The organism is Frigoribacterium sp. R86507, from assembly GCF_044597695.1.
In the GTDB taxonomy this organism is placed as follows: domain Bacteria; phylum Actinomycetota; class Actinomycetes; order Actinomycetales; family Microbacteriaceae; genus Frigoribacterium.
This window is the reverse complement of record NZ_CP139002.1, coordinates 2,715,503-2,739,743: the sequence shown is the minus strand read 5'-3', so window position 1 is coordinate 2,739,743 and position 24,241 is coordinate 2,715,503. Positions and strand designations below refer to the sequence as shown.

Here is a 24,241-nt window from a genome sequence, read left to right as displayed (position 1 = left end):
GGTCGGTGACCGATCGGTAGTCGAGACATCGAGAACCAGACGAAATCCGACAGCCGACGCGGACTACGGGAGCTGTGGGGGCGCGATCAGTTCGAGGAATCCACCGAGGGCGCCCTCGAGGTAGATGATGCGTGTGCCGGCTCGAACGCCACCGGTCATCCGGTGAGGTGTCCCGACTGGTCTCCAGCCGTGTCTGGCGCAGAGCTCGAGCACACGATCGAGGTCTGAGACCGTGAGCGCGATGTGCATCATGCCGACCTGTGCGGGCGAGCCGGCAGACTCGAGCAGTCGGGGCGGGTCGTACTGCAGCAGCTCTACCCGGTGGGGGCCGAGTGTCACCGTCGCTGCGCGGATGACGGCTCCACGGACGCCGGTGGTCGCCGCCGTGACTTCCACGTCCAGCGTGAAGGTGCGCTCGAGCACGAACCCGAGACCGGAGCACCACAGCACCAACGCGTCGTCGAGGTCGGCCACGGTGAGACCGGAGTGAGCGATGTCAGAGATGAGCGGTGATGCCATGAAATCAGTATCGAGCTCCGACACGCCTGCCTGCGTGCTGTCGTGCCTGGCGGACGGTGCTGAGCTCACGTCGGCGGAGATCGCTCGGGCCGTCTTCGTTCGCCCGCAGAGCATGTCGGACGTGCTCGACGGGATGGAGCGTCGCGGTCTCGTCCGCCGGGTGGGCGTTCGCGCCCGCGGCCGGAGGAACCCAGCCGCGATCACGCCAGCCGGCCAGGCCGTGCTCGACGCGGTGCAGAAGGTGGCCCTGGCGACGAACGACCTCAGTTCGCTCGGGCTGGACGCGTCGCGGAGCGCACAGCTCAATGGACTGCTGCTTGCCGTCATCGAGGGTGCGGAAGCGGCACCTGGACTCGACGACGGTTCCTGATGACTGCCCGACGGGCGATCGCTATCCGGCCGTGGCCGGGGCGGGTGCGTTGACGGCGAGACTCACGGCGATCTGGACTGCGCCGAGCTGGAAGCCCTGGGCGACGACACCACCGGCGCTCTGGTCGACGAACTGGGGGATGAGGGCGAGGTACATGATCGCCGCCTTCGGGTTCAGCAGGTTCGTCACGAGCCCCATGCGGAAGAGCTCGGCCGTGGAGTCGCGGGGCAGGTCGCGAGTGTCGAAGACGGAGGCGCCTCCGGGTCGCAGCGTCTCGTAGGCCAGCCAGAGCAGGTAGGCGGCGCCGGCGACCTTCAGTGCCGTGTAGAGCCAGGGCGCCACGAGGAACACATGCCCAGGGCGACGAGGGCCATGGCGGAGGCGGCGGTCAGCGAGATCATGCCGGTGTCTTTCTCGAGGGTGTGGAGGTGGCGTCGGCGGCACCCGTCGTGCTCCTGGCTTGGTGCACGCGCGACCTCATCTCACGACGTCCCCTCGGTCGATTCCACGTCGTGCGGCACCCTCTGCCGTCCTCGGACGGCTCCGGGTGTCGACCCGGTGCGGAGCCGGAAGAAGCTCGAGAAGTTCGAGGCGTCCGCGAAGCCCAGATGCGCGCCGACCTCGCCGACCGACTGGGTCGTGTGGACGAGCAGCCGCTTGGCCTCGAGCACGAGACGGGCGTCGATGACCTGCTTGGGCGTGACGCCGTGCGGGGCGGTGGCGCGTCCGAGGGTCTTCGCCGACCAGCCCAGGCGGCGGGCGTAGTCCGACACCAGGTGCAGGTCGCGGTGGTGCGCCTCGACCTCGGCGACGAAGGCGGCATGGACACCCTCGCGATCGTCGATCGCACCCGGCGGTGTCCGGGCACCGTCGGACACCGCGGTCGCCAGTCGCAGAAGCACCGCCGACAACGCGACCTCGCGCAGCAGCGACCGCACGGCCCGATGGTCGCCGGGGGCGTCACCGGCGTGGAGGGCTCGCCAGGCCGCCGTGACCCCGGCGCGCTCGAGCGTCGGCGCCGTCCACGCGGTGAGTCGCGAGGTCGAGCCGGCGTAGCCCGACTCGACCAGCGCCTCCTGCACCTCGGGTGGGATGGCGTGCGAGGGGAACAGCGCGACCCGGCCGGACAGGGTCGAGATGTCGCCCCAGCGGTGCACCTGGCCGGGTCGCACCCAGAGCGCATCACCGGGGCCGAGCCGGTGCGAGACGAAGTCGACCTCGTGGACGGTGCTGCCCGCCTCGACCAGGTAGAGCAGCTCGAACTCGAGGCGCTGCGTCGACAGGAACTCACGCCGACCACCCCGCCGGATGATGTCGCGCAGTCCGGTCAGCTCGATCGACGGCCCCGGGACCGGCAGCGAGAAACGCACTCCACGCGGTTCGTCTTGTCCCATATCCACCAGTGTGACACCGACAGACACCGTGACAGTAGGCCTCGCCCGACCAAGACTTGACCCATCAGCACAACCGAGAGGAACCACATGACCACCCTCGACTACACCGTCCTCGACTCGGGCGACACGGCCCTCGAGAAGACCCTCACCCTCGTCACCGGCGACACCGAGGCCGTCCTCGTCGACGCCGGGTTCACCCGCTCCGCCGGTCACCGTGCCGTGGCCGCGATCCTCGACTCGGGCAAGACCCTGACCACCGTGTTCATCGGTGCCGGCGACCCCGACTTCTACTTCGGCGCCGAGGTCGTGCAAGACGCGTTCCCGTCCGCCCGCTTCGTCGCGCCCGCCGCGGTGATCGAGCACATCGAGCACAGCTACGAGGGCAAGCTCGAGGCCTGGGCGAGCCTCGGCGAGAACCTGCCGACCCGCAAGGTCGAGCTCACCGCGTTCGAGGGCGACCACATCGCCGTCGACGACGCCACCCTCGAGGTCCGCCATGCCGACGTCGACCCCGCCGACCGCGGCTGGTACCTCTTCGACGCCGATAGCCGCAGCCTGCTCGGCGGCATCCTCGTCTTCGGTGGCCTGCACGTCTGGACCGCCGACACCGCGACCGTCCAGCAGCGCGCTCTGTGGACGGCCGCGTTGGACGAGTTCGAGGCCCTCGACCCGACCCTCGTCGTGGCAGGCCACCGCGACCCGGCGTTCCCCGCCGACGTCACCGCGATCCGCCACACCCGCGACTACCTCGCCGCCTTCGACGCGGCCGTCGCCGACCACGACACCGCCGAGGAGGCCGAGAAGGCCCTGCAGGTGCAGTACCCCGGAGCCGGCCTGGGTGTCGCAGCGCACCTCGGCACGCGCGTCGCCAAGGGAGAGATGACATGGGGCTGACCGAACTCGACGACTCGCCTCGCGCCGTCGTCCGACGCCAGTACCTCGCCTCGGCCGCCGGCGACCTCGATGCCTTGCGGGCGACGCTCGCACCCGACGTCGAGTGGACCGAGATGGCCGGGTTCCCGTTGGCCGGCACGTACCGCACCCCCGAGGGCGTCACCGCAGCCGTGATGGAGAAGCTCGGCGCCGACTGGGTCGACTGGACCGCTCACGACGACACCTACGTCGTCGACGGAGAGAACGTCGTCGTCCTGGCGCGCTACACCGCCACCCACGGCACGACGGGCAAGACGCTCGACGCCCGCGTCGCCCACGCCTTCGTCGTCCGTGGCGGCCTCATCGTCCGGTTCGAACAGTTCGTCGACACCGCACTCGTCCGCGACGCGATGGCCTGACCGGACCGTGACGAGACGAAGGAGGCGCTGGTCACCCGACCAGCGCCTCCTCCGTCTCGTCGGCACCAGACGTCTTCGTGTCGGGCCGATGCGCGACGTCGGGGATCGATGCGACCAGCGGCCTGGAGTGGGACGCTGTGGGCGTGCAGATCATCCGGCTCAGTCGTCAAGCGGTGTCACTGAGCGAGGACGTCGACGACCACACGCTCGAATGGCGCCTCCCCGCCGACGCGTTGCTCGGCGACGTCCTCGTTCGGGCCGTCGAGGGCCGCTACCTTCCGCGGATGGTCGGCAGCGCCTGGACGTTCTGGTTGCTGGCCCCCGAGGGCTCGGAGCGTTCCGGGATCATAACGGCGGTCTGTGTCCAGCGACCATGGGGTCGACGGATCGTGACGCCGGGCGCGCGGCAACTCTCGCAGCCGCTGGGAGAACTGGGCGAGTGGACTCAGGCCGACGGGGCGCTCTCCGTCCACTTCGGGTACAGCTCGGCGGGAGGTCCACGATCGGTTCGCCGTCTCGCTCGCGAGCTTCGTCGACCGTGACGACGCCCTGATCACCGAACCAGCGCCTCCTTCGTCCCCCGCGCCGCCGCCGGCAGCACGCGGCGGGATCGTTCCTGCCCCACGCGGTCGGACGGCCCTCAGGCGAGGCGGCGGGTCATGTACCGGAGGTCGAGCCACTCGCCGAACTTCGTGCCGACCTCGCGCAGCACGCCGGCGTCCTCGAAGCCGAGCGACGCGTGCAACCGCACCGACGCCTCGTTGCCCGCCTCGATCAGCGCCACCATGACGTGCAGGTCGTCCCGCGTCGCGCGCTCGATCAGCTCGGTCATCAGCGCTCGTCCGAGGCCCTTGCCCTGCTGCCCCGGCCGGACGTAGACCGAGTTCTCGCAGGTGTGCCGGTAGCCGTCCTTCGCGTGGAACGGCCCGTAGCTGCCGTAGCCGACCACCTCGTCGCCGTCCACCGCGACGATCGCGCTGCGCCGCGCCTCCTGATGGCTGGTCAGCCACTCGCGTCGACCCTCGAGGGTCGGGGTGACGTCGGTCCAGATGGCCTTCGAGTGCGCGACGGCGTCGGCGTGGATCTCGAGGACGCCGGGCAGGTCGGCTTCGGTCGCGGTGCGGATCGGCATGCCCACGAGCCTAGGAGAGGGGCCGCGGCCTCCGCCAGCGCGCTTCCCCGGCGGCTCGAAGGCGGTCGCCCTAGGCTGGCGGGCGTGTCGACACGCATCTACATCACCTCTGCCGAAGGCCACACGGGCAAGTCCACGATCGCGCTGGGCGTGCTCGACACGCTCAGTCACGAGGTGGGCCGCGTGGGGGTGTTCCGACCCGTCGCCCGGTCGACCGACGAGCGCGACTACGTGCTCGAGCTGCTGCTCTCGCACGACAGCGTCGACCTCGCCTACGACGAGTGCGTCGGCGTCAGCTACGACGCCGTCCACGCCGACCCCGACGCGGCGCTCGCCACGATCGTCAGCCGCTTCGCCGCCGTCGAGCGGCAGTGCGACGCGGTCGTCGTGATCGGCTCCGACTACACCGACGTCGGCAGCCCCACCGAGCTCTCGTACAACGCCCGCATCGCCGCCAACCTCGGCGCGCCCGTGCTGCTCGTGCTCGGCGGCCGCAGCGCCGACGGCCAGACCCGGCGGTCGGGTGCCGACATGCGCCAGGTCGCCGAGCTGACCACCGCCGAACTGCGCTCCGAGCACGCGAGCCTGCTGGCCGTCGTCGCGAACCGGGTCGACCCCGACCACCTCGACGAGGTCGTGGACGGCATCGGGCACGCCCTCGAGGCGTCGCCGACCGGTCGCGTGCCGATCTGGACGCTGCCCGAAGACCGGGTGCTCGTCGCCCCGACGATCCGCGCCGTGCTGCAGGCCACCGGCGCGACCCTGCTGCGCGGCGACGACGCCCTGCTCGACCGCGAGGCGCTCGGGGTCGTCGTGGCCGCGATGTCCATGGAGAACGTGCTGCCGCGCCTGACCGAGGGAGCCGTCGTCGTCGTGCCGGGCGACCGCTCGGACGTGCTCGTCGCCACCGTGCTCGCGCACGCCTCCGAGACGTTCCCGTCGCTCGCCGGCATCGTGCTCAACGGCGGGTTCGCCATCGCCCCCCAGGTCGAGCGCCTGCTCGAGGGGCTCGACAGCCCCCTGCCGATCGCCACCACGAGCACCGGCACCTACGACACCGCCCTCGCCATCACCCAGACCCGGGGCCGACTCGCCGCCGACTCGCCCCGCAAGTACGACCTCGCCCTCGCCCTCTTCGAGACGCACGTCGACGGGGCCGAACTGCTGCGCCTGCTGCAGGTCAGCCCGTCCGGCGTCGTCACCCCGCTGATGTTCGAGTACCAGCTGCTCGAGCGGGCCCGAGGGGCGCAGAAGCACATCGTCATGCCCGAGGGCGACGACGACCGGGTGCTCCGGGCCGCGTCGACCCTGCTGCAGCGCGGCGTCGCCGCCATCACGCTGCTCGGCGACGAGACGGCCATCCGCGCCCGAGGGGCCGAGCTCGGTCTCGACCTCGCCACCGCCCGCGTGCTCGACCCGTTCGACCCCAGCCTGCAGGTGCTCTTCGCGACCGAGTACGCCAAGCTGCGGGCGCACAAGGGCATCGCGGTCTCGCAGGCGATGGACACGGTCACCGACGTCTCGTACTTCGGCACCATGATGGTGAAGCTCGGCCTCGCCGACGGCATGGTGTCGGGCGCCAAGCACACCACGGCGCACACCATCCGGCCGGCGTTCGAGGTCATCAAGACGCTGCCCGACGTCGGCGTCGTGTCGAGCGTGTTCCTCATGGCGCTCGCCGACCGGGTGCTGGTCTACGGCGACTGCGCGGTCATCCCCGACCCGACGGCCGAGCAGCTGGCCGACATCGCCATCTCGTCGGCGCAGACCGCGCAGCAGTTCGGCATCGAGCCGCGCGTCGCCATGCTGAGCTACAGCACGGGCGACAGCGGCTCCGGTGCCGACGTCGAGAAGGTCCGCGCCGCCACGGCCCTCGTCCGCGAACGCCGACCCGACCTGCTCGTCGAGGGGCCGATCCAGTACGACGCCGCGGCCGACCCCACCGTGGCCGCCGCCAAGATGCCCGAGTCCGAGGTCGCCGGTCGGGCGACGGTGTTCATCTTCCCCGACCTCAACACGGGCAACAACACCTACAAGGCCGTGCAGCGCAGTGCGGGCGCCGTCGCGATCGGCCCGATCCTGCAGGGTCTCCGCAAACCGATCAACGACCTGTCGCGCGGGGCGCTCGTCGGCGACATCGTCAACACCGTCGCCATCACCGCCATCCAGGCCGGCACGCAGGCCGCCGCAGCCGAGGCCACCAGCACCAGCACCGCCACCAGCACCAGCACCAGCACCGAAGGAGCCTCCTCGTGAGCACCGTCCTCGTCGTCAACTCCGGCTCGTCGTCGTTCAAGTACCAGCTGATCGAGCTCGAGGGGGAGCGCACGCTCGCCAGCGGCCTCGTCGAACGCATCGGCGAGGCGGTCGGATCGACCCGCCACCGCAACGAGGTCACCGGCGACGAGACCCGCAACGACACGCAACCGATCGCCGACCACGCCGCCGGCTTCGCCGCGATGCTGACCGCCTTCGACGCGCACGGTCCGTCGTTCGCCGAGTACCCGCCCGTCGCGGTCGGCCACCGCGTCGTCCACGGCGGAGAAGAGTTCGACCGCGCCACGGTCGTGACGACCGACGTCGAGAAGGCGATCGAGCGTCTGTCGGCCCTCGCCCCGCTGCACAACCCGGCCAACCTGCAGGGCATCCGGGCGGCGAAGGAGGCCTTCCCCGACGTGCCCCACGTCGCGGTCTTCGACACGGCGTTCCACCAGACGCTCGCCCCCGCGGCCTACACGTACGCGATCGACGCCGAACTGGCGAAGAAGCACCACGTCCGCCGCTTCGGGTTCCACGGCACGTCGCACAAGTACGTCAGCGAGAAGACCGCCGAGTTCCTCGATCGCCCCCTCGCCGAGCTGAAGACCATCGTGCTGCACCTCGGCAACGGTGCCTCGGCCGCCGCGATCGACGGCGGACGGTCGATCGACACGAGCATGGGCATGACGCCCCTCGAAGGGCTCGTCATGGGCACGCGCTCGGGCGACATCGACCCCGCCGCCGTCTTCCACCTGCACCGAGAGGCCGGTCTCGACTTCGCCGAGCTCGAGACGCTGCTCAACAAGGGGAGCGGGCTGCTCGGCCTGACCGGCAGCGGTGACATGCGCGACGTGCAAGACAGTGCGTCGAGGGGCGACGCCGTCTCCGAGGCGGCGCTCGCCGTCTACCGGCACCGCCTGCGGCACTACATCGGCGCCTACGTCGCCCAGCTCGGCGGCCTCGACGCCGTGGTCTTCACGGCAGGTGTGGGCGAGAACAACGCCCTGCTGCGTCGGCGCACGTTGATGGGACTCGAGTTCTTCGGCATCCACGTCGACGACGACCGCAACGAACTCGCCTCCCGCGACGCGCGCTACATCTCGCCCGAGGGCTCGAAGGTCTCGGTCCTCGTCGTCCCGACGAACGAAGAACTCGAGATCGCCCGGCAGGCCGCCGCCGTCAGCTGAGACGTCGGGCCGGGTGGACGACCCGGCCGCCCCGACGACGCGAGAGAGCCCCGGTGCGCAGGTCGCGCCTCCGGGGCTCTCGTGTCTCGGTCTGCAGCCTCCGGGCCGTCGGACGACGACCAGGAGGCGCGGGTCAGTACTTGATGGTCGCCAGCGCGTCCGAGACGGGGACGTCACCCGCGACGGCCTCGAACTGCGTCTTGACGGCGGTGCCCTCGATCAGCGCGGTGGCGATGATCTCGGCGACGTCGGCGCGGGGGATGCTGCCACGCTCGACCGTCGTGCCGACCGTGACCTGGCCGGTGCCGGCGTCGTCGGTCAGGCCACCCGGACGGACGATCGTCCAGTCCAGGCCTTCACGACGGCGCAGGTCGGCGTCGGCCTCGCTCTTCGCGCGCATGTACACCTGGTACACGTCGTCGTCGTTCGCGGCGGGGAGCTCGGCGCGTGCCGGGTCGAAGTCGTCCGTGCCGATGGCCGAGACCATCACGTAGCGCGTGACGCCCGCCTTCTCGGCGGCGTCGGCCAGCAGGACGGCCCCGTCGCGGTCGATGGTGAGCTTCCGCTCGGCGCCGCTGCTGCCGCCACCACCGGCGGCGAAGACGACGGCGTCGGCTCCGTCGAGGTGGCCGGCGAGCGTGTCGACGTCGGTCTTCTCGAGGTCGAGGACGAGGGCACGGGCCCCCGCGGTCTCGAGGTCTGCGGTGTGGTCGGGGTTGCGGACGATGCCGACGGGGTCGTGCCCGGCGTCGGCGAGTCGGCGTTCGAGGAGCTGGGCGATCTTGCCGTGTCCTCCGGCGATGACGATTCTCATGCCCCCAGGCAACACCCCGGGTCGCGGCGACCACTCAGTTGCCGCTAAACTCGTCGAGGCTCCTCACGTGGCGTCATCCAGGCCAACTCCCCCAGGGCAGAAATGCAGCAAGGGTAACCGGGCTCTGGCGGGTGCGTGAGGGGTCACTTCTTTTTAACGCGCCGCCGCTCCTGCGGCGCTTCGGCGCGGCGTCGTGCGCGGCGCGTGGGTGTGGCCGCTCGCGTTCTGCGGGTGGTGCGCCGCCCCTCCTCCCGTCTTCGTCGCCGTGCCCCCCCTTCGTGGGGGTGCGCGATCCGGGCGATCCCCGTCTATGCTCGGCAGCACGACGAGACCGAACCAGCTCGTCGGGAGCGATCAACCACCGCTCCGGCCGCACCCCTCACCACGGTGCGACCACGCGCGACGGCGCCGTCGCACCCGCACCACACGATCAGGATCAGGACAGATGAGCCCCTCACCACGGCACGTCAGCAGCACCCGCACCAGGCGAACGAGCCCGCGCACCGCGCGGTAGTCCCGTTCGCCTCGTCGTCGTCCCCGGGCGACGGCACCGCGGCACACAACAGAACAGCAGCACCTCTCGCCTCACCAGCGGGAGTTCTTCGGATCAGGCGGCGGGCTCGTCCCGTCAGGAAGAGGCACACCCATGCGAAGCCAGGCGATCGAGCGTCCCCGGCGCTCCCACGCGTCCCGCGCATTGAAGGCGACGGCCGCGGCCGTCGTCGCGGCGGTGGTCGGCGCGCTCGTCGTCGTCGTCCCCGCCCAGGCGGCCACGACCGACCGCAGCGAGGCCGAGGCGTCGCTGGTCGGGGGCTCGGGCATCGTCTCGCTCGACCAGGTCGCCGCCCTCGGCGGGGCCTACTCGGCCTTCGGCACGACGCAGAACCCGCCGACGTCCCGCAACCCCCTGAACCTCACCGTGGTGAACGCCCTCTCGGTCGGCCTCGGCAACGGCTTCCGCCTGCTGGGCGCGAACGGACTGCTGCAGCTCGGCGTCGACGGTCAGTACGCGAGCGCCACCGCGACGGGCGCCACCGCCTCGGCCGGCCTGATCGGCGCCGACGGTTCGATCGCCGCGGGCAGCGGGACCCCCGGTGCCGGCGCCACGCTGAACCTGCAGCCCCTGCTGACCTCGGTGCCAGCGACCAACGGCGTCCTCTCCGACGTCCGCCTCGGCCTCGGCTCCCTCTCGTCCCAGATCAGCCAGCAGCGCGGAGCCACCGCGGCGACGCCGACGACGGCCTACCAGGTCGCCGGTGCGCGCTACACGATGACGAGCCCGGCCGTCCAGGGAGTGACCACGTCGCTCCGCGGCACGGTGACCGGGCTCGGATCGACGGTCAACGCGGTCGCCGGCAGCGGTGCCGTGACCGGGCTCGCCACCTCGATCACCGCACCGCTCACCACCGCCGTGAACGGGCTGCCCCTCGGGGGAGCGGTGACCCTCGGTCAGCCGGTCGTTGGGGTGACGGCGACCGTCGACCTCGACTCGACGATCTCGACCGAACTCGCGAGGCCCCTGACCTCGGGCCCGGTGACCATCACGCCGAGCACGGGTCAGATCGTCATCGACTTCGGCGCCCTCAACGGCCTTCCCGCGAACAGCGACCTCCTGAGTCCCGCGACCATCACGGCCATCACGAACGGCGTCACCGACATCCTGCAGAACCAGCTGCCGACGAACCTGGTGGCTGCCGCGAACGCCGCCGTCCGGGCCACCGCGGCGACCGTCGACCTCCGTGTCGGTCTCGGCATCGACCTCGGTCTCGCCACGGTGAACGAGACGCTCACGACCCGCACGGTGACGACGATCGGCCAGCTGCTCGACGGCACCACCCCGGCGACCGCCACGACCGTCACCGGGTCGGGTCTCGTCGGAGCGCTCGGCGCCACCGTCCTCCGCAACGCGCTCCTCCCCGTCGTCGGCACACTGCTCGGCTCCGTGGGCGGCCTCTACTCGCCTCTCGTGAACGGCACGGCCCTCGCCGCGACGACGACGACCCTGCGCACCACGACCGCCGCCGTCGTCACGACCCTCGCCCCGCTCACCACGCTGCTGAACCAGCTCGTCCGCGTCACGATCAACGCCCAGGACGGCGTCGGCTTCCGCGACGGCCGGGGCACCGACGCGGGCTCGAGCTCGGTCCACGCGGTCAGCCTCTCGGTCCTGCCGCTCGTGAACGCGTCCCGGGTCGACCTCGCCACCTCCACCGTCCGGGCCGCCGCCCTCGCCCCTCTGAGCATCGCCACGCCCACCGCCGGTCAGGTGTTCGTCGTGCCCGACGCTCCCGGAGCCACCCGCAGTGTCACGCTGACCGGTGCCGGTGAGCCCGGCGCCACCGTCAGCGTCGACCTCGGCGCCGGTCTCACGGGCACCGGCACCGTGGCCGCGGACGGCAGCTGGAGCGTGACCGTCGCGAACGTGCCCGCGGGGGCGTACAGCGCCTCCGTGACCCAGGCCCTCGGCACCGCGACCACCGGCCCGGTCACGCGCGACTTCACCGTCGTCGCCCAGCAGCCCCTCGTCATCACCGCGCCCACCGCCGGACGCGTCTTCACCGTCCTCGACGCCGACTCCACGACCCCCGTGATCGTCTCGGGCACCGCCACCCCCACGGCCACCGTCGCCGTCGACCTGGGCGGCGGCCGCACGGCCACCGCGCTCGTCGCCTCGGACGGCACCTGGACGACGACCGTCCCGGACGTGCCCGTCGGTGGTTACACCGCGTCCGTGACGCAGGCCGTCGGTGGCGACGTCTCCGCCGCCGTGACGCGGGCCTTCAGCGTCGTCGCCGGCGCGGGCCTCACGATCACGAGCCCGACCTCCGGCACGCAGTACCGTCTGCCCGGCGCCGACTCGACCCGTGACGTCACCGTCTCGGGCACCGGTCAGGCCGATGCCCCCGTCGCCGTCTCGCTCGGCGGCGGCCCCGACCTCACCGCGACGGTCGCCGCCAACGGCACCTGGTCCGTGACCTTCCCGGCCCTGCCGGTCGCCGACTACACGGCGACCGCGACGCAGACGGTAGGAGGCGCGGTGTCCGCCCCGCAGACCACCGACTTCACCCTCGTGGCCGCGACCGGCGTGACGATCTCGACGCCTGCGCCCGGTGCGACCCTCACGGTCGCCGACGCCACCTCGACCACCCCGGTCACGGTGACGGGAGCCGCCGAGCCGAACGCCCCCGTCCGGGTCGACCTGGGCGACGGCTACGTGGCCACGACGACGGCCGACGGCACGGGCGCCTGGTCGGCGACCGTCTCGTCCGTGCCCGTCGGGCCCCGGACGATCAGTGTCACGCAGACGGTCGCCGGCGTCGTCTCGGTGCCGGTCACGCAGCCGCTGACGGTCGCCGCCGGTGCGCCGCTCGTCATCGACGCCCCGGCCGAGGGCACCACGGTGCGCGTGGCCGACAGCGCCTCCTCGACCATCCTGACCGTCTCGGGCACCGCCCAGGCCGGCGCCGACGTCCGCGTCGACCTCGGTGACGGCCTGACCGGCCGGGTCACGGCGGACGCCACGACCGGCGCCTGGTCGGTGGACGTCGCCGGCGTGCCCGTCGGCCAGCGCACGATCTCGGCGACGCAGACCGTCGGCGGCACCGTGTCGCCTGCGCAGACGCGCGTCGTGACGATCGTCGCCGGGACCCCGGTCGCCATTTCGACCCCGGCTCCCGGGGCCACGATCCCGATCGTCGGCGGCACCACGGCCGACGTGACCGTCACCGGCACGGCCGACCCGGGGGCGACCGTCACGGTCGGTCTCGGCGCCGGCTTCGAGGTGCCGGCAACGGTCGACCCCGCCACGGGCGCCTGGACCGCCGTCATCCCCGACGTCCCCGCCGGCGTCCGCACGCTCGGTGCGACGCAGACCCTCGGCGGAACCACCTCCGCGCCGGTGACCCAGCCGCTGACGATCGCGCAGGGCACGCCCCTGGCCGTCACGGCACCGCTCGACGACGCCGAGTACTTCGTCCCGGGACCGCAGGACACGACGCCCGTCGTCGTCTCGGGCACGGGCCAGGTCGGGGCGACCGTCGTGGTCGACCTCGGTGACGGGCTCGTCGGCCAGGTGGTCGTCCCGGCCTCGGGCCAGTGGTCCGTGACCGTCGCCGGAGTCCCGGTCGGTCCGCACACGGTCTCGGTGACCCAGAGCATCAACGGCTCGACCTCGGACGCCCTCACGCGGGACATCCAGGTCAGCGTCGGCGGCGACGTCGTCATCACGACGCCCGTCCCCGGCAGCCAGGTGGTCGTCGCCGACGACCAGGGGACCGCTCCGATCACCATCGCGGGCACCGGCGTGGCCGGTCTGCCCGTCACCGTCACGGTGGACGGCGTCGACCAGGCCCCGGTCGCCACCGACACGCAGGGCGCCTGGTCCCTCGTCCTGACCGGGGTCGCCGTCGGCGACCACGTGGTGGGCGCGAGCCAGCAGCAGGGCCCCGACCTCCTCGAGGCCGAGCCGACGGACTTCTCCGTGATCTCGGCCGAGGCCGACCTCACCATCACCGCACCCGGTGACGGCGACGTCATCACGGTCGCCGGCGCCGGCAGCACCACCGCCGTCACCGTGACCGGCACGGCCTACCCCGGTGCCTCCGTCGAGGTCACGCTGGCCGGCGTGAGCACCCCGACGACCGCCGGGCCCGACGGGCTCTGGACCGTCACGGTCCCCGGCGTCCCCGTCGGTGACCAGATCGCCTCCGCGACCCAGACGGTCGGCGGCACGACGACCACGGAGCCCGTGACCCGGGCTTTCGAGGTCGTCTCCGGGGCGGACGTGGTCATCACGACTCCCGCCGGCGACATCAGCTACGTCGTCGCCTCGCCCGCGGCCACGCAGGACGTCCCGGTCGCCGGGACCGCCCAGCCGGGCGCGCGGATCACCGTGACCCTCGACGGCATCGAGGTCGGCAGCACCCTCGCCGACCCCACGACGGGCGCCTGGGGGATCACCCTCGTCGGCATCGGAGTCGGCGAGCGGGTCCTCGGGGCCTCTCAGACGGTGCGGGACACCGTCCAGCAGGCCGACACGCGCGTCGTGACGATCGACCCGGCCGCCCCGCTCACCATCGTGGCCCCGGCCGACGGCGTCCCGATCGTCCTCGCCGACCCGTCCTCGACCACGACCCTCGTCGTGTCGGGCCAGGCCGAGCCGGGCGTGGTCGTCCGCGTCGACCTCGGCGACGGCGTCTTCGACACGGTCACGGCCGGCACCACGACCGGCGCCTGGTCGATCTCGTTCGACGACGTCCCCGTCGGCACGCGGACGATCGTCGCGACCCAGACGGTCGGCACCTCGGTCTCGGCCCCCGAGACGCGGGTGGTGCAGATCCTCGCCGGTGACCCCCTCGTCGTCGACGCTCCCGCCGACGGTTCCGTCGTCGACGTGGCCGGACCGGACGTCGTCTCGACGGTGACGGTCTCGGGCACCGCGGCCGCGGGCGCCACCGTCGACGTGGTCCTGGACCCCGCGACCGGTGCCGACCTCGTCGCGACCGTCGTGGCGGACCCCACCACGGGCGCCTGGTCGGTCGCCGTGGCCGGCGTGCCCGTCGGTACGGTCGACCTGTCGGCGACGCAGAGCATCGGCGGGACCACCTCGCCGGCGCAGGAGAGCTCGTTCGAGGTCCGCGCGGCCGCCCCGGTCGTCATCGTCGACCCGGACGACTCCGTCTTCACCGTGCTCGACCCGGCAGGCACCATCGACGTCCCCGTCTCGGGCACGGCGTCACCGGGTGCCGAGGTCTCGGTCCGGCTGAACGGGGGAGCGGCCGTCACCACGACCGCGGACCCCGCCTCGGGTGACTGGTCCGTCGTCTTCACCGACCTGCCCGTCGCCACCTACCAGGTGACAGCGTCGCAGGCCGTGGCCGGCACGACCTCGACCCCGGTCCTGGCGGCCTTCGAGATCGTGGTCGGCGACGAGCTGACCGTGCTGCAGCCCACGCCCGGTGCCGTCGTGACGGTGGCCGACGCGAACGCCTCGACCGCCGTCACGGTCAGCGGCACGGCCGAGCCGGGGGCGACCGTCCGCGTCGACCTCGGCGACGACCTCGTGGCCTCGACGATCGCCGACCCGACCACCGGCGCCTGGAGCGTCGTCGTGGCAGGCGTCACGGTCGGCGAGCGCACGCTCACCGCCACCCAGGCGCTCGGCACCTCGGTGTCGCCCGCCGTCACCCAGCCCCTCTCGGTGGTCCCCGCCGCCGCGGTCGTCATCGAGGCTCCTGCCGTCGGGACCGTCGTGGCGGTGGCCACTCCGGACGCGACCACCGACCTGGTCGTGTCGGGCACGGCCGAGCCGGGCGCCGCGATCGGCGTCGACCTCGGCGACGGCCTGACCGCCACGGCCACGGCCGACGGCACGACCGGCGCCTGGAGCGTCACCGTGCCGGGCGTCCCGGTCGGCGACCGCACCATCGCGGTCACCCAGACCGTCGACGGCTCGACCTCGACCCCGGTCACACGGGACGTGTCGATCGTCGTGGCCCCCGCCGCGCCCGTGATCGTCACCCCCACCCCGGGTGCGACGGTCTCCCTGCTCGACCCGGCCGGCACCACGTCGGTCGTCGTCTCGGGCACCGGTGAGCCCGGCGCCACCATCGCCGTCTCGCTCGGCACGGGCCTCACGGCCGGCGCCACCGTCGGGCCCGAAGGCGACTGGCAGGCGACCGTCGACGGAGTCCCCGTCGGCGACTACACCCTGACGGCCACGCAGACGATCCGGGGCGTGACCTCGGCCGCGGCGACGCAACCGTTCACGGTCGCGGCGGCGGCGGGTCTCGTCGTCGACCGGCCCACCGACGGCACGACGGTCGTCGTGCTCGCCGCGGGCGACACCGCCCCGGTGGTCGCGTCCGGCACGGCCCAGCCCGGAGCGACCGTCACGGTCGACCTCGGTGACGGCCTGGTCGGGACGGTCGTGGCCGACCCGACGACCGGCGCCTGGAGCGTCACGGTCGACGGCGTCCCGGTCGGCGATCGAACCGCCTCGGTCACCCAGACCGTCGACGGCGCCGTGTCGACGCCGATCACGCGGGACGTGTCGGTCGTCGTGGCCGCTCCCGTGACGATCACCTCGCCGCCCGCCGGGTCGTCGATCGTCGTCGAAGACGCCGACGACACCACGGACGTCACGGTCACCGGCACGGGTCAGCCCGGCGCGACGGTCGTGGTCGCGGTGGGCGACGACCTCTCCGAGACGACCACGGTGACCCCTGAGGGCACCTGGACCGTCACGGTGGGCGACGTGCCCGTCGGCTCGTACCCGGTCGTCGTCACGCAGACGGTCCCGGCCGGTTCGACGACTCCCGCCACCCAGCAGCTCGACGTCGTGGTCGGCACGCCGGTCACGATCACCGAGCCCGCCCCGGGTGCCACCGTCGTCGTCCTCGACGGTCAGACCACGCCGGTCACGGTGTCGGGCAACGCTCAGCCCGGCGCGACCGTCACGGTCTCGCTCGGTGACGGCCTGACCCAGGCCGTCCCGGCCGACCCGACGACGGGGGCGTGGACCGCGACCTTCGACGCCGTGCCGGTGGGCGCCGGACCGATCTCGGTGGTGCAGCAGTACGGCACCGTCACGACGGTCCCCGTGACCCAGCCGTTCGCGGTGGTCGCGGCAGACCCGATCGAGATCACCGACCCGGCGACGGGCACGCGCCTCCTCGTCCTGTCCGCCGACTCGACGGTGGACCTGCCGGTGACCGGTTCGGCGCAGGTCGGCGCGACCGTCGCGGTGACGCTCGACGACGGCACGGCCGTCACGGTCGACGTCGACGACGACGGCACCTGGACGACCACCTTCGCGGGGGTCGGCGTGGGCGAGCACGTGGTGTCCGCGACGCAGACGGTCGCCGGGGCCGAGTCGGCTCCGGTGACGACCACGGTCGTCGTCGAGGCCGCCGCCACGCTGACCGTCACGGCGCCGACCGACGGGCAGCAGTACCAGGCGGGCGACTCCGGCACCGCGCCGGTCGTCGTCCGCGGCCAGGGACAGCCGGGCGCGCCCGTCGCCGTCACGGTCGACGGGGGAGACCCCGTCACCACGACGGTCGACGACGCGGGCTCGTGGCAGGTGCCGGTCGTGCTCGCCACCGGGACGCACACCGTCTCGGTCGTGCAGACCGTCGGCGACGCGACCAGCGTCCCGGTCGAGGTGCAGGTCGTGATCGTGCCCGCCCCGGCCGACCCCGCCGTCGCCCCGACCATCACCTCGCCCGCCGACGGGCAGCTCGTGACCGACGCCGACGGTGACGGCTTCGTCGACCTGCCGGTCACCGGCACGGGCGAGCCCGGAGCCACCGTCACGGTCTCCGTCGGCGGCACCACGCAGACGGCGATCGTCACGGACGGCGGCACCTGGTCGGTGACCCTGCCGGCGGTCCCGGTCGGCACGGGCACTGTGGTCGTCGAGCAGACGGTCGCAGGCGTGGTCACCGGCAGTGCGTCGGTGGACGTCGTAATCGCCCCCGCCGCCGAGGTCGCCCCGCTCGTGGTGACCTCGCCCGAGCAGGGGTCGATCCTGCCCTCGGGCACGGAGGGCACGGAGGGCACGGCCGACGTCCTGGTCGGCGGTTCGGCCCAGCCGAACGCCTCCGTGGCCGTCAGCCTGGACGGCGGCCTGCCGGTCACGGTCGACGTGGACGCCGACGGCGCCTGGTCGACCACGCTGGTGGGCGTCGAGCCGGGGCAGCACACCCTGTCCGTGACCCAGACCGTGGGAGGCGCGGTGTCGGCACCCGAGACCGTCGTGTTCACGGTCACCGCGGCCGCGAACACCGACGCCGTCGTCATCACCTCGCCCGCTCCGGACGCGTTGATCGCCGACGCCGACGGCGACGGCGTCGAGGACGTCACGGTGACGGGCACCGGCACACCCGGTGCGCTCGTCACGGTCGACCTCGGAGAGGGGACGACGCAGGTCACGGTCGTCGCCGACGACGGCACCTGGACGGTGACGTTCGTGGGAGTCCCGGTCGCCGCCTACGTGCTCACCGCCACGCAGACCGCGGACGCGGGCACGACGACGGCCACCCAGGACCTCGTCATCGCCGCGATCGATCCGATCGTCATCACGAGCCCGCTGCCGGGCTCGGTGTTCCCGGCCGGTCAGGACGGCACCGCGACCGTGACGACCACGGGTACGGCCGAACCCGGCGCGACCGTCACGGTCCGGCTCGACGCGGGGGACGTCGAGGGCGTCACGGTCGACGACGTCGCCGCGGCCGCGGTCCTCGCCGCGGATCGCGTCCTGGTCGTCACGGCGGACGCCGCGGGTGACTGGACGGTCGTCTGGGAGGACGTGGCCGTCGGGCCGCACGTGGTCGACGCGACGCAGACCGTGGCGGGAGCCACCTCGGCCCCGGTCACGACCGGCTTCACGGTGACGGCGGCGGCCAGTACGCCGGGTACGCCGGGCACGCCGGGCACGCCGGGCACGCCCGGGACCCCGGGCTTCCCGGGCCTGCCCGGTGCGGGCGGCGGCTCCGGCAACGGAATCGGCGGGGTCGCGACCACGGGCGTCACGGGGCTCGCGTACACGGGCTCCGACGTCCTCGGCGGGTTCTCGCTCGGGGCCTTCGCCCTCCTGCTCGGGCTGGCGCTGGTGCGTCTGCGTCGACGGGGGAGGAACGTGGCGGAGTAGCCGGAACGGCGCGTCACACCGGAGGGTCCGTCGTCTCGACGGGCCCTCCGGTGCGTCCGGGCGGGCACCGCACCGGACCGGGCGGAGCAGGGCCCACGCCGTCGACCGTTGTCGGTCGCCCCGACTACTCTTGCTCTGTGGTCACCGCCCTGTATCGCCGTTACCGGCCAGAGAACTTCGCCGAGCTCATCGGGCAGACGCAGGTGACCGATCCGCTCCGCACGGCGCTCCGCACCAACCGCGTCAACCACGCCTACCTGTTCAGCGGGCCCCGCGGCTGCGGCAAGACGACGTCGGCCCGCATCCTGGCCCGCTGCCTGAACTGCGCCCAGGGCCCGACCGACACCCCGTGCGGCGTCTGCGCGTCGTGCGTCGAGCTCTCCCGCGACGGCGGAGGCTCGCTCGACGTCATCGAGATCGACGCGGCCAGCCACAACGGCGTCGACGACGCCCGCGACATCCGCGACCGGGCCGTGTTCGCCCCGGCCCGCGACCGGTTCAAGATCTTCATCCTCGACGAGGCCCACATGGTCACCCCGCAGGGCTTCAACGCCCTGCTGAAGGTCGTCGAAGAACCGCCCGAGCACGTCAAGTTCATCTTCGCGACCACCGAGCCCGACAAGGTGATCGGCACGATCCGGTCGCGCACGCACCACTACCCCTTCCGCCTCGTGCCCCCGGCGCAGATGCTCGAGTACGTCCACGAGCTCTGCGAGAGCGAGTCGGTCGAGGCGGCCCCCGGCGTGCTCCCGCTCGTCGTCCGTGCCGGCGGCGGGTCGGTGCGCGACACCCTCTCCCTCCTCGACCAGCTGATGGCCGGCAGCGAGAACGGCGCGATCGAGTACGAGCGCGCCGTCGCCCTGCTCGGGTACACCCATGCCTCGCTGCTCGACGACGTCGTCGAGGCGCTCGGCGCCCGCGACGGTGCCGCGGCCTTCGCGGCCGTCGACCGCGTCGTCCAGACCGGGCAAGACCCTCGGCGGTTCGTCGAAGACCTGCTCGAGCGCCTGCGCGACCTCATCGTCGTCGGGGCGACCGTCGAGGGCGCGTCCGCCGTGCTGCGGGGCGTCACCGCCGACGAGCTCGACCGTCTCGTGCACCAATCCCACGCCTTCGGTGCCGCCGAGCTCTCCCGCTCGGCGGACGTCGTCAACCGTGCCCTCACCGACATGACGGGTGCGACGTCGCCCCGGCTGCACCTCGAACTGATGATCGCGCGCGTCCTCGTCCCCGAGAGCGACCAGACGGGCCGGGGTGCCCTCGCCCGGGTCGAGCGTCTCGAGCGACGCGTCGGCGTCGAGGGTCCTGGCTCCGCCTCGTCGTCGGCATCCGGTCCGTCGACCGAGGCACACCCGACCGAGGTCAGGCCCGCGTCGGGTCGATCGGCGCCCGCCGTCGCGTCGTCGACTCCGGCCTCGACTGCTCCTGCCGCGACGACTGCTTCCGCAGCGCCCGTCGAGGCCACTCCGTCGACCGAGGCGGCCGGTGGACCGTCGGCCGTCGAGAGCGCGACCGCGTCCTGGGCGACGGCCGCCCCGTCGGCCCCGGCCGAGCCCGTCGGCTCCGCAGCTCCGGCGACGACCGAACCCGCGCCTCCGTCCGCGCCGCACTCGGCCGCCTGGGCGCAGGCCCCCGACCCGGCTCGGGGCGCCGGGTCCGGCGCGGCCCCCGTCACGCTCCAACAGTTGCGCGACAGCTGGCCCGAGATCGTCGAGGTCGTCCAGAAGGCGAGGCGCACGGCCTGGATGGTCGTCGTCACGGCCACCGTCGTCGACTTCGCCGACGACGTGCTCACGCTGGCCTTCCCCAGTGCCAACGACGTCGAGAGCTTCAAGCGTCCCCAGGGGGCGGCCGAGGGCGTCAGCGAGTACCTGCGACGGGCGATCGTCGACGTGCTCGGAGTCAAGGTCAAGTACATCGCCCGCGTCGAGGGCGACGGGCCCGCGGGTCCCACCCCCACCGGTGCGCCGCCTGTCGAGGCGTCCGTCCCGCCCGCGGTGTCGAGCCCGCAACGAGACACCGGCCGGTCGGCCGCACCGGCGACCGACGGCGGGCGGCAGGCTTCCGCTCCGTCACCTCAGGGGTCGACGCCGGCCGAGACGGGCCGCACGACGGCCGCCGCGGCGGAACCGGCAGCGCCCGACGACTCCGCGGCGCCGGCCGTGAGTCCTCCCCGCACCCCGGCACCGGCCACGAAGCCTGCGTCCGCCGAGCGGTCCGGCGGCCCGGCGTCCGCGTCCGTCGATCGGCCCAGCTCGCCGGCGCCCGTCACCGGGTGGGACGTCGCCACCATCCCGCAGACCCCGCCTCCCGAGCCCGACGAGCCCGAGCACATCACCGAAGAGCCGCCCGGGGGCGTCCCGACGGTCGACGCCGCGCCTCCGCCGCCCGAGGCTGACGCGCCCCCGGCCGGCCGCTCCACCGCGGGTCCGACGTCTTCCACGGCCTCGACCCCGGCGCCGGCGGCTCCGACCGCCTCCACGGGTGCCGGCCCGTCGATGGCCGAGCGCCGCGCGGCCACCGGTGACCCGCGTCGGGGCATCCCCACCGGGTCGCGCTACGGCGAGGCCGTCGTGCGCGAGATCCTCGGCGCCCAGTTCATCGAAGAAGAGACGATCGCCCCCCGGGTCACGCCTCAGAGAAGCGAGTAGCGCGTGTACGAAGGCATCGTCCAAGAGCTGATCGACGAGTTCGGTCGTCTGCCGGGCATCGGGCCCAAGTCGGCGCAACGCATCGCGTTCCACATCGTGCAGAACGAGTCGTTCGACACGTCGCGCCTCGCCGAACTGCTCGTCGACGTCAAGACCAAGGTCCGTTTCTGCGAGATCTGCGGCAACGTCAGCGAACAAGAGACCTGCAACATCTGCCGTGACCCGCGTCGTTCGCCCGCCACCATCTGCGTCGTCGAAGAGGCGAAGGACGTCCAGGCCATCGAGCGCACGCGTGAGTTCCGCGGGCTTTACCACGTGCTCGGCGGTGCGATCAGCCCCATCGACGGCATCGGTCCCGACGACCTGCGCATCCGCCAACTCGTCCAGCGCCTGGCCGACGACACCGTGCAAGAGGTCATCATCGCGACCGACCCCAACCTCGAGGGCGAGGCGACGGCGACGTACCTCTCCCGCATGCTCGCGCCCTTCGGGCTCCGGGTCACCCGGCTGGCCTCGGGCCTCCCCGTCGGCGGCGACCTCGAGTACGCCGACGAGGTCACGCTCGGCCGCGCCTTCGAGGGCCGTCGCCTCGTTTCCGAATGACGACCCGCGCCTCCTGAACCCGCTCCGCGCACGCCTGCCGGTCAGAGGCGGGCGCGCCGTGCCCGCACGACGCAGTACGCGCCATAGGCCATGAGCCCCAGGGCGACGGCCGTCAGCACCACCACGCCGAACGGCAGGGCGGCGAGTGCCTTCAGTGCGCCGTCGAGTCCGGTGGCCTCGCTCGGGTCCGAGGTGACGGCCGCGACGGCGAACAGCACGCCGACCACGCCCAGGGCGATTCCCTTGGCCACGTAGCCCGTCACGCCGAGGGCGACCGTGCCGCGCCCGGCGGCCCCGCCCGGCAGCGTGAGGTCTTCGCGGAACTTCTGCTTCACACCCTTGACGACGAAGTACGCCCCGATGGCCACGATGGCGAGCGCGACGACGACGAGCAACACGACGCCCCCGGGCGCGGCGAGCAGCCGGGCGCTGAGCGTCTGGGTCTGTCCCGAGCTGTCCGACGACGAGCCCCGCGCGAAGGTGAAGGCCGTGACGCCGACGGCGAGGTAGGCCACGCCCTTGCCGCCCTCCTTCGCGCGATCGGCCCAGGCGTCCTTGTCCGTCCCTCGGACGAGAGCGGCCTCGAGCAGCTGGAACAGGCCGAGCCCCCACAGCCCCACGACGATCAGCCACAGCAGGAACACTCCGGCCGGATGTGACGCGAACTGCCCGAGGGCGCCGCCCTGGTCGGCCTCGCCGCCACCGCCGAACGCCACGCCGAGCGCGATCACGCCGATCACGACGTGCAGCAGGCCGTTCATGGCGAACCCGATGCGGGCGGCGGTCGTGAGGGCTCGGCTGTCCTGGAGGCGGCTGGCGGCGCCCCGGGCCTGGTCGGTGGTGTCGGGCATCGGTCCACCGTAGGGGAGACGCGTCGACGCCGCCCTCGGTGCTCCGACGCGCGACCCCTCGTGGTCGTCCGCGGGACACCGAGCCGTGTGCGTCACACGCTCTCGACACCGAATAGAATCGCCGGACGCAGGCGTGAGCCGTCCTCCGGCGCGCCCAGTCCCCTTCTCAGGAGTCACCGTGAGCTTGATCGTGCAGAAATTCGGCGGGTCGTCCGTCGCCGATGCCGAGAGCATCAAGCGCGTCGCCAAGCGCATCGTCGAGACGCGCAAGGCCGGCAACGACGTCGTCGTGGCCGTCAGCGCCATGGGCGACACCACCGACGAGCTGCTCGACCTGGCCAACGAGGTCAGTCCGCTCCCCGGCGGCCGTGAGCTCGACATGCTGCTCACCGCGGGCGAGCGCATCAGCATGGCCCTGCTCGCCATGGCGATCCGCAGTCTGGGCGTCGAGGCCCGTTCGTACACCGGCAGCCAGGCCGGCATGATCACCGACGCCCAGCACGGCAAGGCCCGCATCGTCGACGTCACGCCCGGCCGCGTGCGCGACGCCCTCGACGCCGGGTACGTGGCGATCGTCGCCGGCTTCCAGGGGTTCAACCGGTCCACGGGCGACATCACGACCCTCGGCCGAGGCGGCTCCGACACGACCGCCGTCGCCCTCGCCGCGGCGCTCGACGCCGACGTGTGCGAGATCTACACCGACGTCGACGGCGTCTTCACGGCCGACCCGCGCGTCGTGCCCAAGGCCCGCAAGCTCGACCGCGTCACGAGCGAAGAGATGCTCGAGCTCGCCGCCGCCGGGTCGAAGGTGCTCTACATCCGTGCCGTCGAGTACGCCCGGCGCCACGGGGTCACCCTGCACGTCCGCTCGTCGTTCAACAACAACGAGGGCACGCTCGTCGTCAACCCGAAAGAGGGAGAGAACGTGGAAGAACCCATCATCAGCGGGGTCGCGGGCGACCTCAGCGAGGGCAAGATCACCGTCGTCGGCGTCCCCGACGTGCCGGGCAAGGCCGCCCAGATCTTCCGCACGGTCGCCAAGACCGGCGCCAACATCGACATGATCGTGCAGAACGTGTCGGCGGCGTCGACCAGCCGCACCGACATCTCGTTCACCCTGCCGAAGTCCGAGGGCGCCGTCGTGCTCCAGGCCCTCGAGTCCGACCGGGCCGAGATCGGCTTCGAGTCGCTGCAGTACGACGACCAGATCGGCAAGCTCGCGCTCGTCGGTGCGGGCATGCGCACCAACGCCGGCGTCTCGGCACGACTCTTCACGGCCCTCTTCGAGGCGGGCATCAACATCGAGATGATCTCGACCAGCGAGATCCGCATCTCGGTGGTCACCCGGGCCGACACCCTGAACGACGCCCTCCGCGTCGTCCACACGGCCTTCGGCCTCGACGCCGAGGTCGACGCCGTCGTCCACGGCGGCACCGGCCGCTGACGCGACCCGGTCCTCGACCAGGAGGCGCGCGCGGCTCCCGCACCGCGCCTCCCGACCCTGCTCCCGCCGTACC

Annotated in this window: 16 protein-coding genes and 1 other RNA gene; 11 read left to right on the top strand and 6 right to left on the bottom strand. The window is 72.8% G+C overall.

The annotated features are described in order from the left end of the window. Positions 1 to 63: 63 nt before the first annotated feature. Complete coding sequence (locus SJY14_RS12850) at positions 64 to 519, bottom strand: VOC family protein (RefSeq protein ID WP_162235694.1); 456 nt, start codon at positions 517 to 519, stop codon at positions 64 to 66. On the opposite strand from SJY14_RS12850, the gene SJY14_RS12845 reads away from it, so the two are divergent. Then, entirely contained in the window at positions 518 to 889 is a 372-nt protein-coding gene (locus SJY14_RS12845; RefSeq protein ID WP_396599063.1) for a MarR family winged helix-turn-helix transcriptional regulator, read from the top strand. The two genes, SJY14_RS12850 and SJY14_RS12845, sit on opposite strands and share 2 nt — an antisense overlap. A 21-nt stretch (positions 890 to 910) precedes the next feature. Here the strand turns inward: SJY14_RS12845 and SJY14_RS12840 are convergent, their stop codons facing one another. Together SJY14_RS12840 and SJY14_RS12835 are read right to left on the bottom strand one after the other, a co-directional pair. After that, a complete protein-coding gene (locus SJY14_RS12840) occupies positions 911 to 1,231 on the bottom strand; it encodes a LysE family translocator (protein WP_396599062.1) in 321 nt (106 codons plus the stop codon). 140 nt (positions 1,232 to 1,371) lie between these two features. Then, a complete protein-coding gene (locus SJY14_RS12835; RefSeq protein ID WP_396599061.1) occupies positions 1,372 to 2,283 on the bottom strand; it encodes a helix-turn-helix domain-containing protein in 912 nt (303 codons plus the stop codon). An 87-nt stretch (positions 2,284 to 2,370) separates the two neighbouring features. On the opposite strand from SJY14_RS12835, the gene SJY14_RS12830 reads away from it, so the two are divergent. The 3 genes from SJY14_RS12830 (at position 2,371) to SJY14_RS12820 (ending at position 4,117) form a co-directional block, all read left to right on the top strand. After that, entirely contained in the window at positions 2,371 to 3,177 is an 807-nt protein-coding gene (locus SJY14_RS12830) for an MBL fold metallo-hydrolase (RefSeq protein WP_396599060.1), read from the top strand. Next, positions 3,168 to 3,575: a nuclear transport factor 2 family protein gene (locus SJY14_RS12825; protein WP_396599059.1), complete on the top strand. Its 408-nt coding sequence runs from the start codon at positions 3,168 to 3,170 to the stop codon at positions 3,573 to 3,575. The genes SJY14_RS12830 and SJY14_RS12825 overlap by 10 nt, the downstream gene beginning before the upstream one ends. Positions 3,576 to 3,718: 143 nt before the next feature. Further along, the gene (locus SJY14_RS12820; protein WP_396599058.1) at positions 3,719 to 4,117 is read left to right on the top strand and encodes a hypothetical protein; all 399 of its coding nucleotides are present in this window, start codon (positions 3,719 to 3,721) and stop codon (positions 4,115 to 4,117) included. A gap of 98 nt (positions 4,118 to 4,215) precedes the next feature. Here the strand turns inward: SJY14_RS12820 and SJY14_RS12815 are convergent, their stop codons facing one another. Further along, positions 4,216 to 4,707, bottom strand: a complete 492-nt coding sequence (locus SJY14_RS12815) for a GNAT family N-acetyltransferase (protein WP_396599057.1) — start codon at positions 4,705 to 4,707, stop codon at positions 4,216 to 4,218. An 84-nt stretch (positions 4,708 to 4,791) separates the two neighbouring features. Here SJY14_RS12815 and pta point away from each other — a divergent pair, with 84 nt between their 5' ends. Both pta and SJY14_RS12805 read left to right on the top strand, forming a co-directional pair. Further along, the gene (pta, locus tag SJY14_RS12810) at positions 4,792 to 6,963 is read left to right on the top strand and encodes a phosphate acetyltransferase (protein WP_396599056.1); all 2,172 of its coding nucleotides are present in this window, start codon (positions 4,792 to 4,794) and stop codon (positions 6,961 to 6,963) included. Beyond that, a complete protein-coding gene (locus SJY14_RS12805) occupies positions 6,960 to 8,153 on the top strand; it encodes an acetate/propionate family kinase (RefSeq protein ID WP_071254485.1) in 1,194 nt (397 codons plus the stop codon). The genes pta and SJY14_RS12805 overlap by 4 nt, the downstream gene beginning before the upstream one ends. A gap of 133 nt (positions 8,154 to 8,286) precedes the next feature. Here SJY14_RS12805 and SJY14_RS12800 read toward each other — a convergent pair whose 3' ends face one another. Continuing rightward, the gene (locus SJY14_RS12800) at positions 8,287 to 8,967 is read right to left on the bottom strand and encodes an SDR family oxidoreductase (RefSeq protein ID WP_396599055.1); all 681 of its coding nucleotides are present in this window, start codon (positions 8,965 to 8,967) and stop codon (positions 8,287 to 8,289) included. A 54-nt stretch (positions 8,968 to 9,021) separates the two neighbouring features. On the opposite strand from SJY14_RS12800, the gene ffs reads away from it, so the two are divergent. The 4 genes from ffs to recR all read left to right on the top strand — a co-directional run bounded on the left by ffs (position 9,022) and on the right by recR (position 21,873). Next, positions 9,022 to 9,118: signal recognition particle sRNA small type (ffs, locus tag SJY14_RS12795), an RNA gene on the top strand. Positions 9,119 to 9,613: 495 nt separating this feature from the next. After that, the gene (locus SJY14_RS12790; RefSeq protein ID WP_396599054.1) at positions 9,614 to 18,619 is read left to right on the top strand and encodes a hypothetical protein; all 9,006 of its coding nucleotides are present in this window, start codon (positions 9,614 to 9,616) and stop codon (positions 18,617 to 18,619) included. A 137-nt stretch (positions 18,620 to 18,756) separates the two neighbouring features. Beyond that, positions 18,757 to 21,270 (top strand): DNA polymerase III subunit gamma and tau, encoded by a 2,514-nt coding sequence (locus SJY14_RS12785; protein WP_071254480.1) that lies wholly within the window; start codon positions 18,757 to 18,759, stop codon positions 21,268 to 21,270. A gap of 3 nt (positions 21,271 to 21,273) precedes the next feature. Beyond that, a complete protein-coding gene (gene recR / locus SJY14_RS12780; protein WP_043595550.1) occupies positions 21,274 to 21,873 on the top strand; it encodes a recombination mediator RecR in 600 nt (199 codons plus the stop codon). Between the two features lie 41 nt (positions 21,874 to 21,914). Here recR and SJY14_RS12775 read toward each other — a convergent pair whose 3' ends face one another. After that, the gene (locus tag SJY14_RS12775; RefSeq protein ID WP_071254477.1) at positions 21,915 to 22,724 is read right to left on the bottom strand and encodes a DUF1206 domain-containing protein; all 810 of its coding nucleotides are present in this window, start codon (positions 22,722 to 22,724) and stop codon (positions 21,915 to 21,917) included. Positions 22,725 to 22,902: 178 nt separating this feature from the next. Here SJY14_RS12775 and SJY14_RS12770 point away from each other — a divergent pair, with 178 nt between their 5' ends. Next, positions 22,903 to 24,168 (top strand): aspartate kinase, encoded by a 1,266-nt coding sequence (locus SJY14_RS12770; protein WP_055971466.1) that lies wholly within the window; start codon positions 22,903 to 22,905, stop codon positions 24,166 to 24,168. Positions 24,169 to 24,241 lie beyond the last annotated feature (73 nt).

Excerpts from the sequence above, each read along its gene's own strand:
- SJY14_RS12845 (WP_396599063.1), top strand. The coding sequence starts at position 518 with ATGAAATCAGTATCGAGCTCCGACACGCCTGCCTGCGTGCTGTCGTGC.
- SJY14_RS12850 (WP_162235694.1), bottom strand. The coding sequence starts at position 519 with ATGGCATCACCGCTCATCTCTGACATCGCTCACTCCGGTCTCACCGTG.
- SJY14_RS12835 (WP_396599061.1), bottom strand. The coding sequence starts at position 2,283 with ATGGGACAAGACGAACCGCGTGGAGTGCGTTTCTCGCTGCCGGTCCCG.
- SJY14_RS12830 (WP_396599060.1), top strand. The coding sequence starts at position 2,371 with ATGACCACCCTCGACTACACCGTCCTCGACTCGGGCGACACGGCCCTC.
- SJY14_RS12825 (WP_396599059.1), top strand. The coding sequence starts at position 3,168 with ATGGGGCTGACCGAACTCGACGACTCGCCTCGCGCCGTCGTCCGACGC.
- SJY14_RS12815 (WP_396599057.1), bottom strand. The coding sequence starts at position 4,707 with ATGCCGATCCGCACCGCGACCGAAGCCGACCTGCCCGGCGTCCTCGAG.
- SJY14_RS12800 (WP_396599055.1), bottom strand. The coding sequence starts at position 8,967 with ATGAGAATCGTCATCGCCGGAGGACACGGCAAGATCGCCCAGCTCCTC.
- SJY14_RS12790 (WP_396599054.1), top strand. The coding sequence starts at position 9,614 with ATGCGAAGCCAGGCGATCGAGCGTCCCCGGCGCTCCCACGCGTCCCGC.
- SJY14_RS12775 (WP_071254477.1), bottom strand. The coding sequence starts at position 22,724 with ATGCCCGACACCACCGACCAGGCCCGGGGCGCCGCCAGCCGCCTCCAG.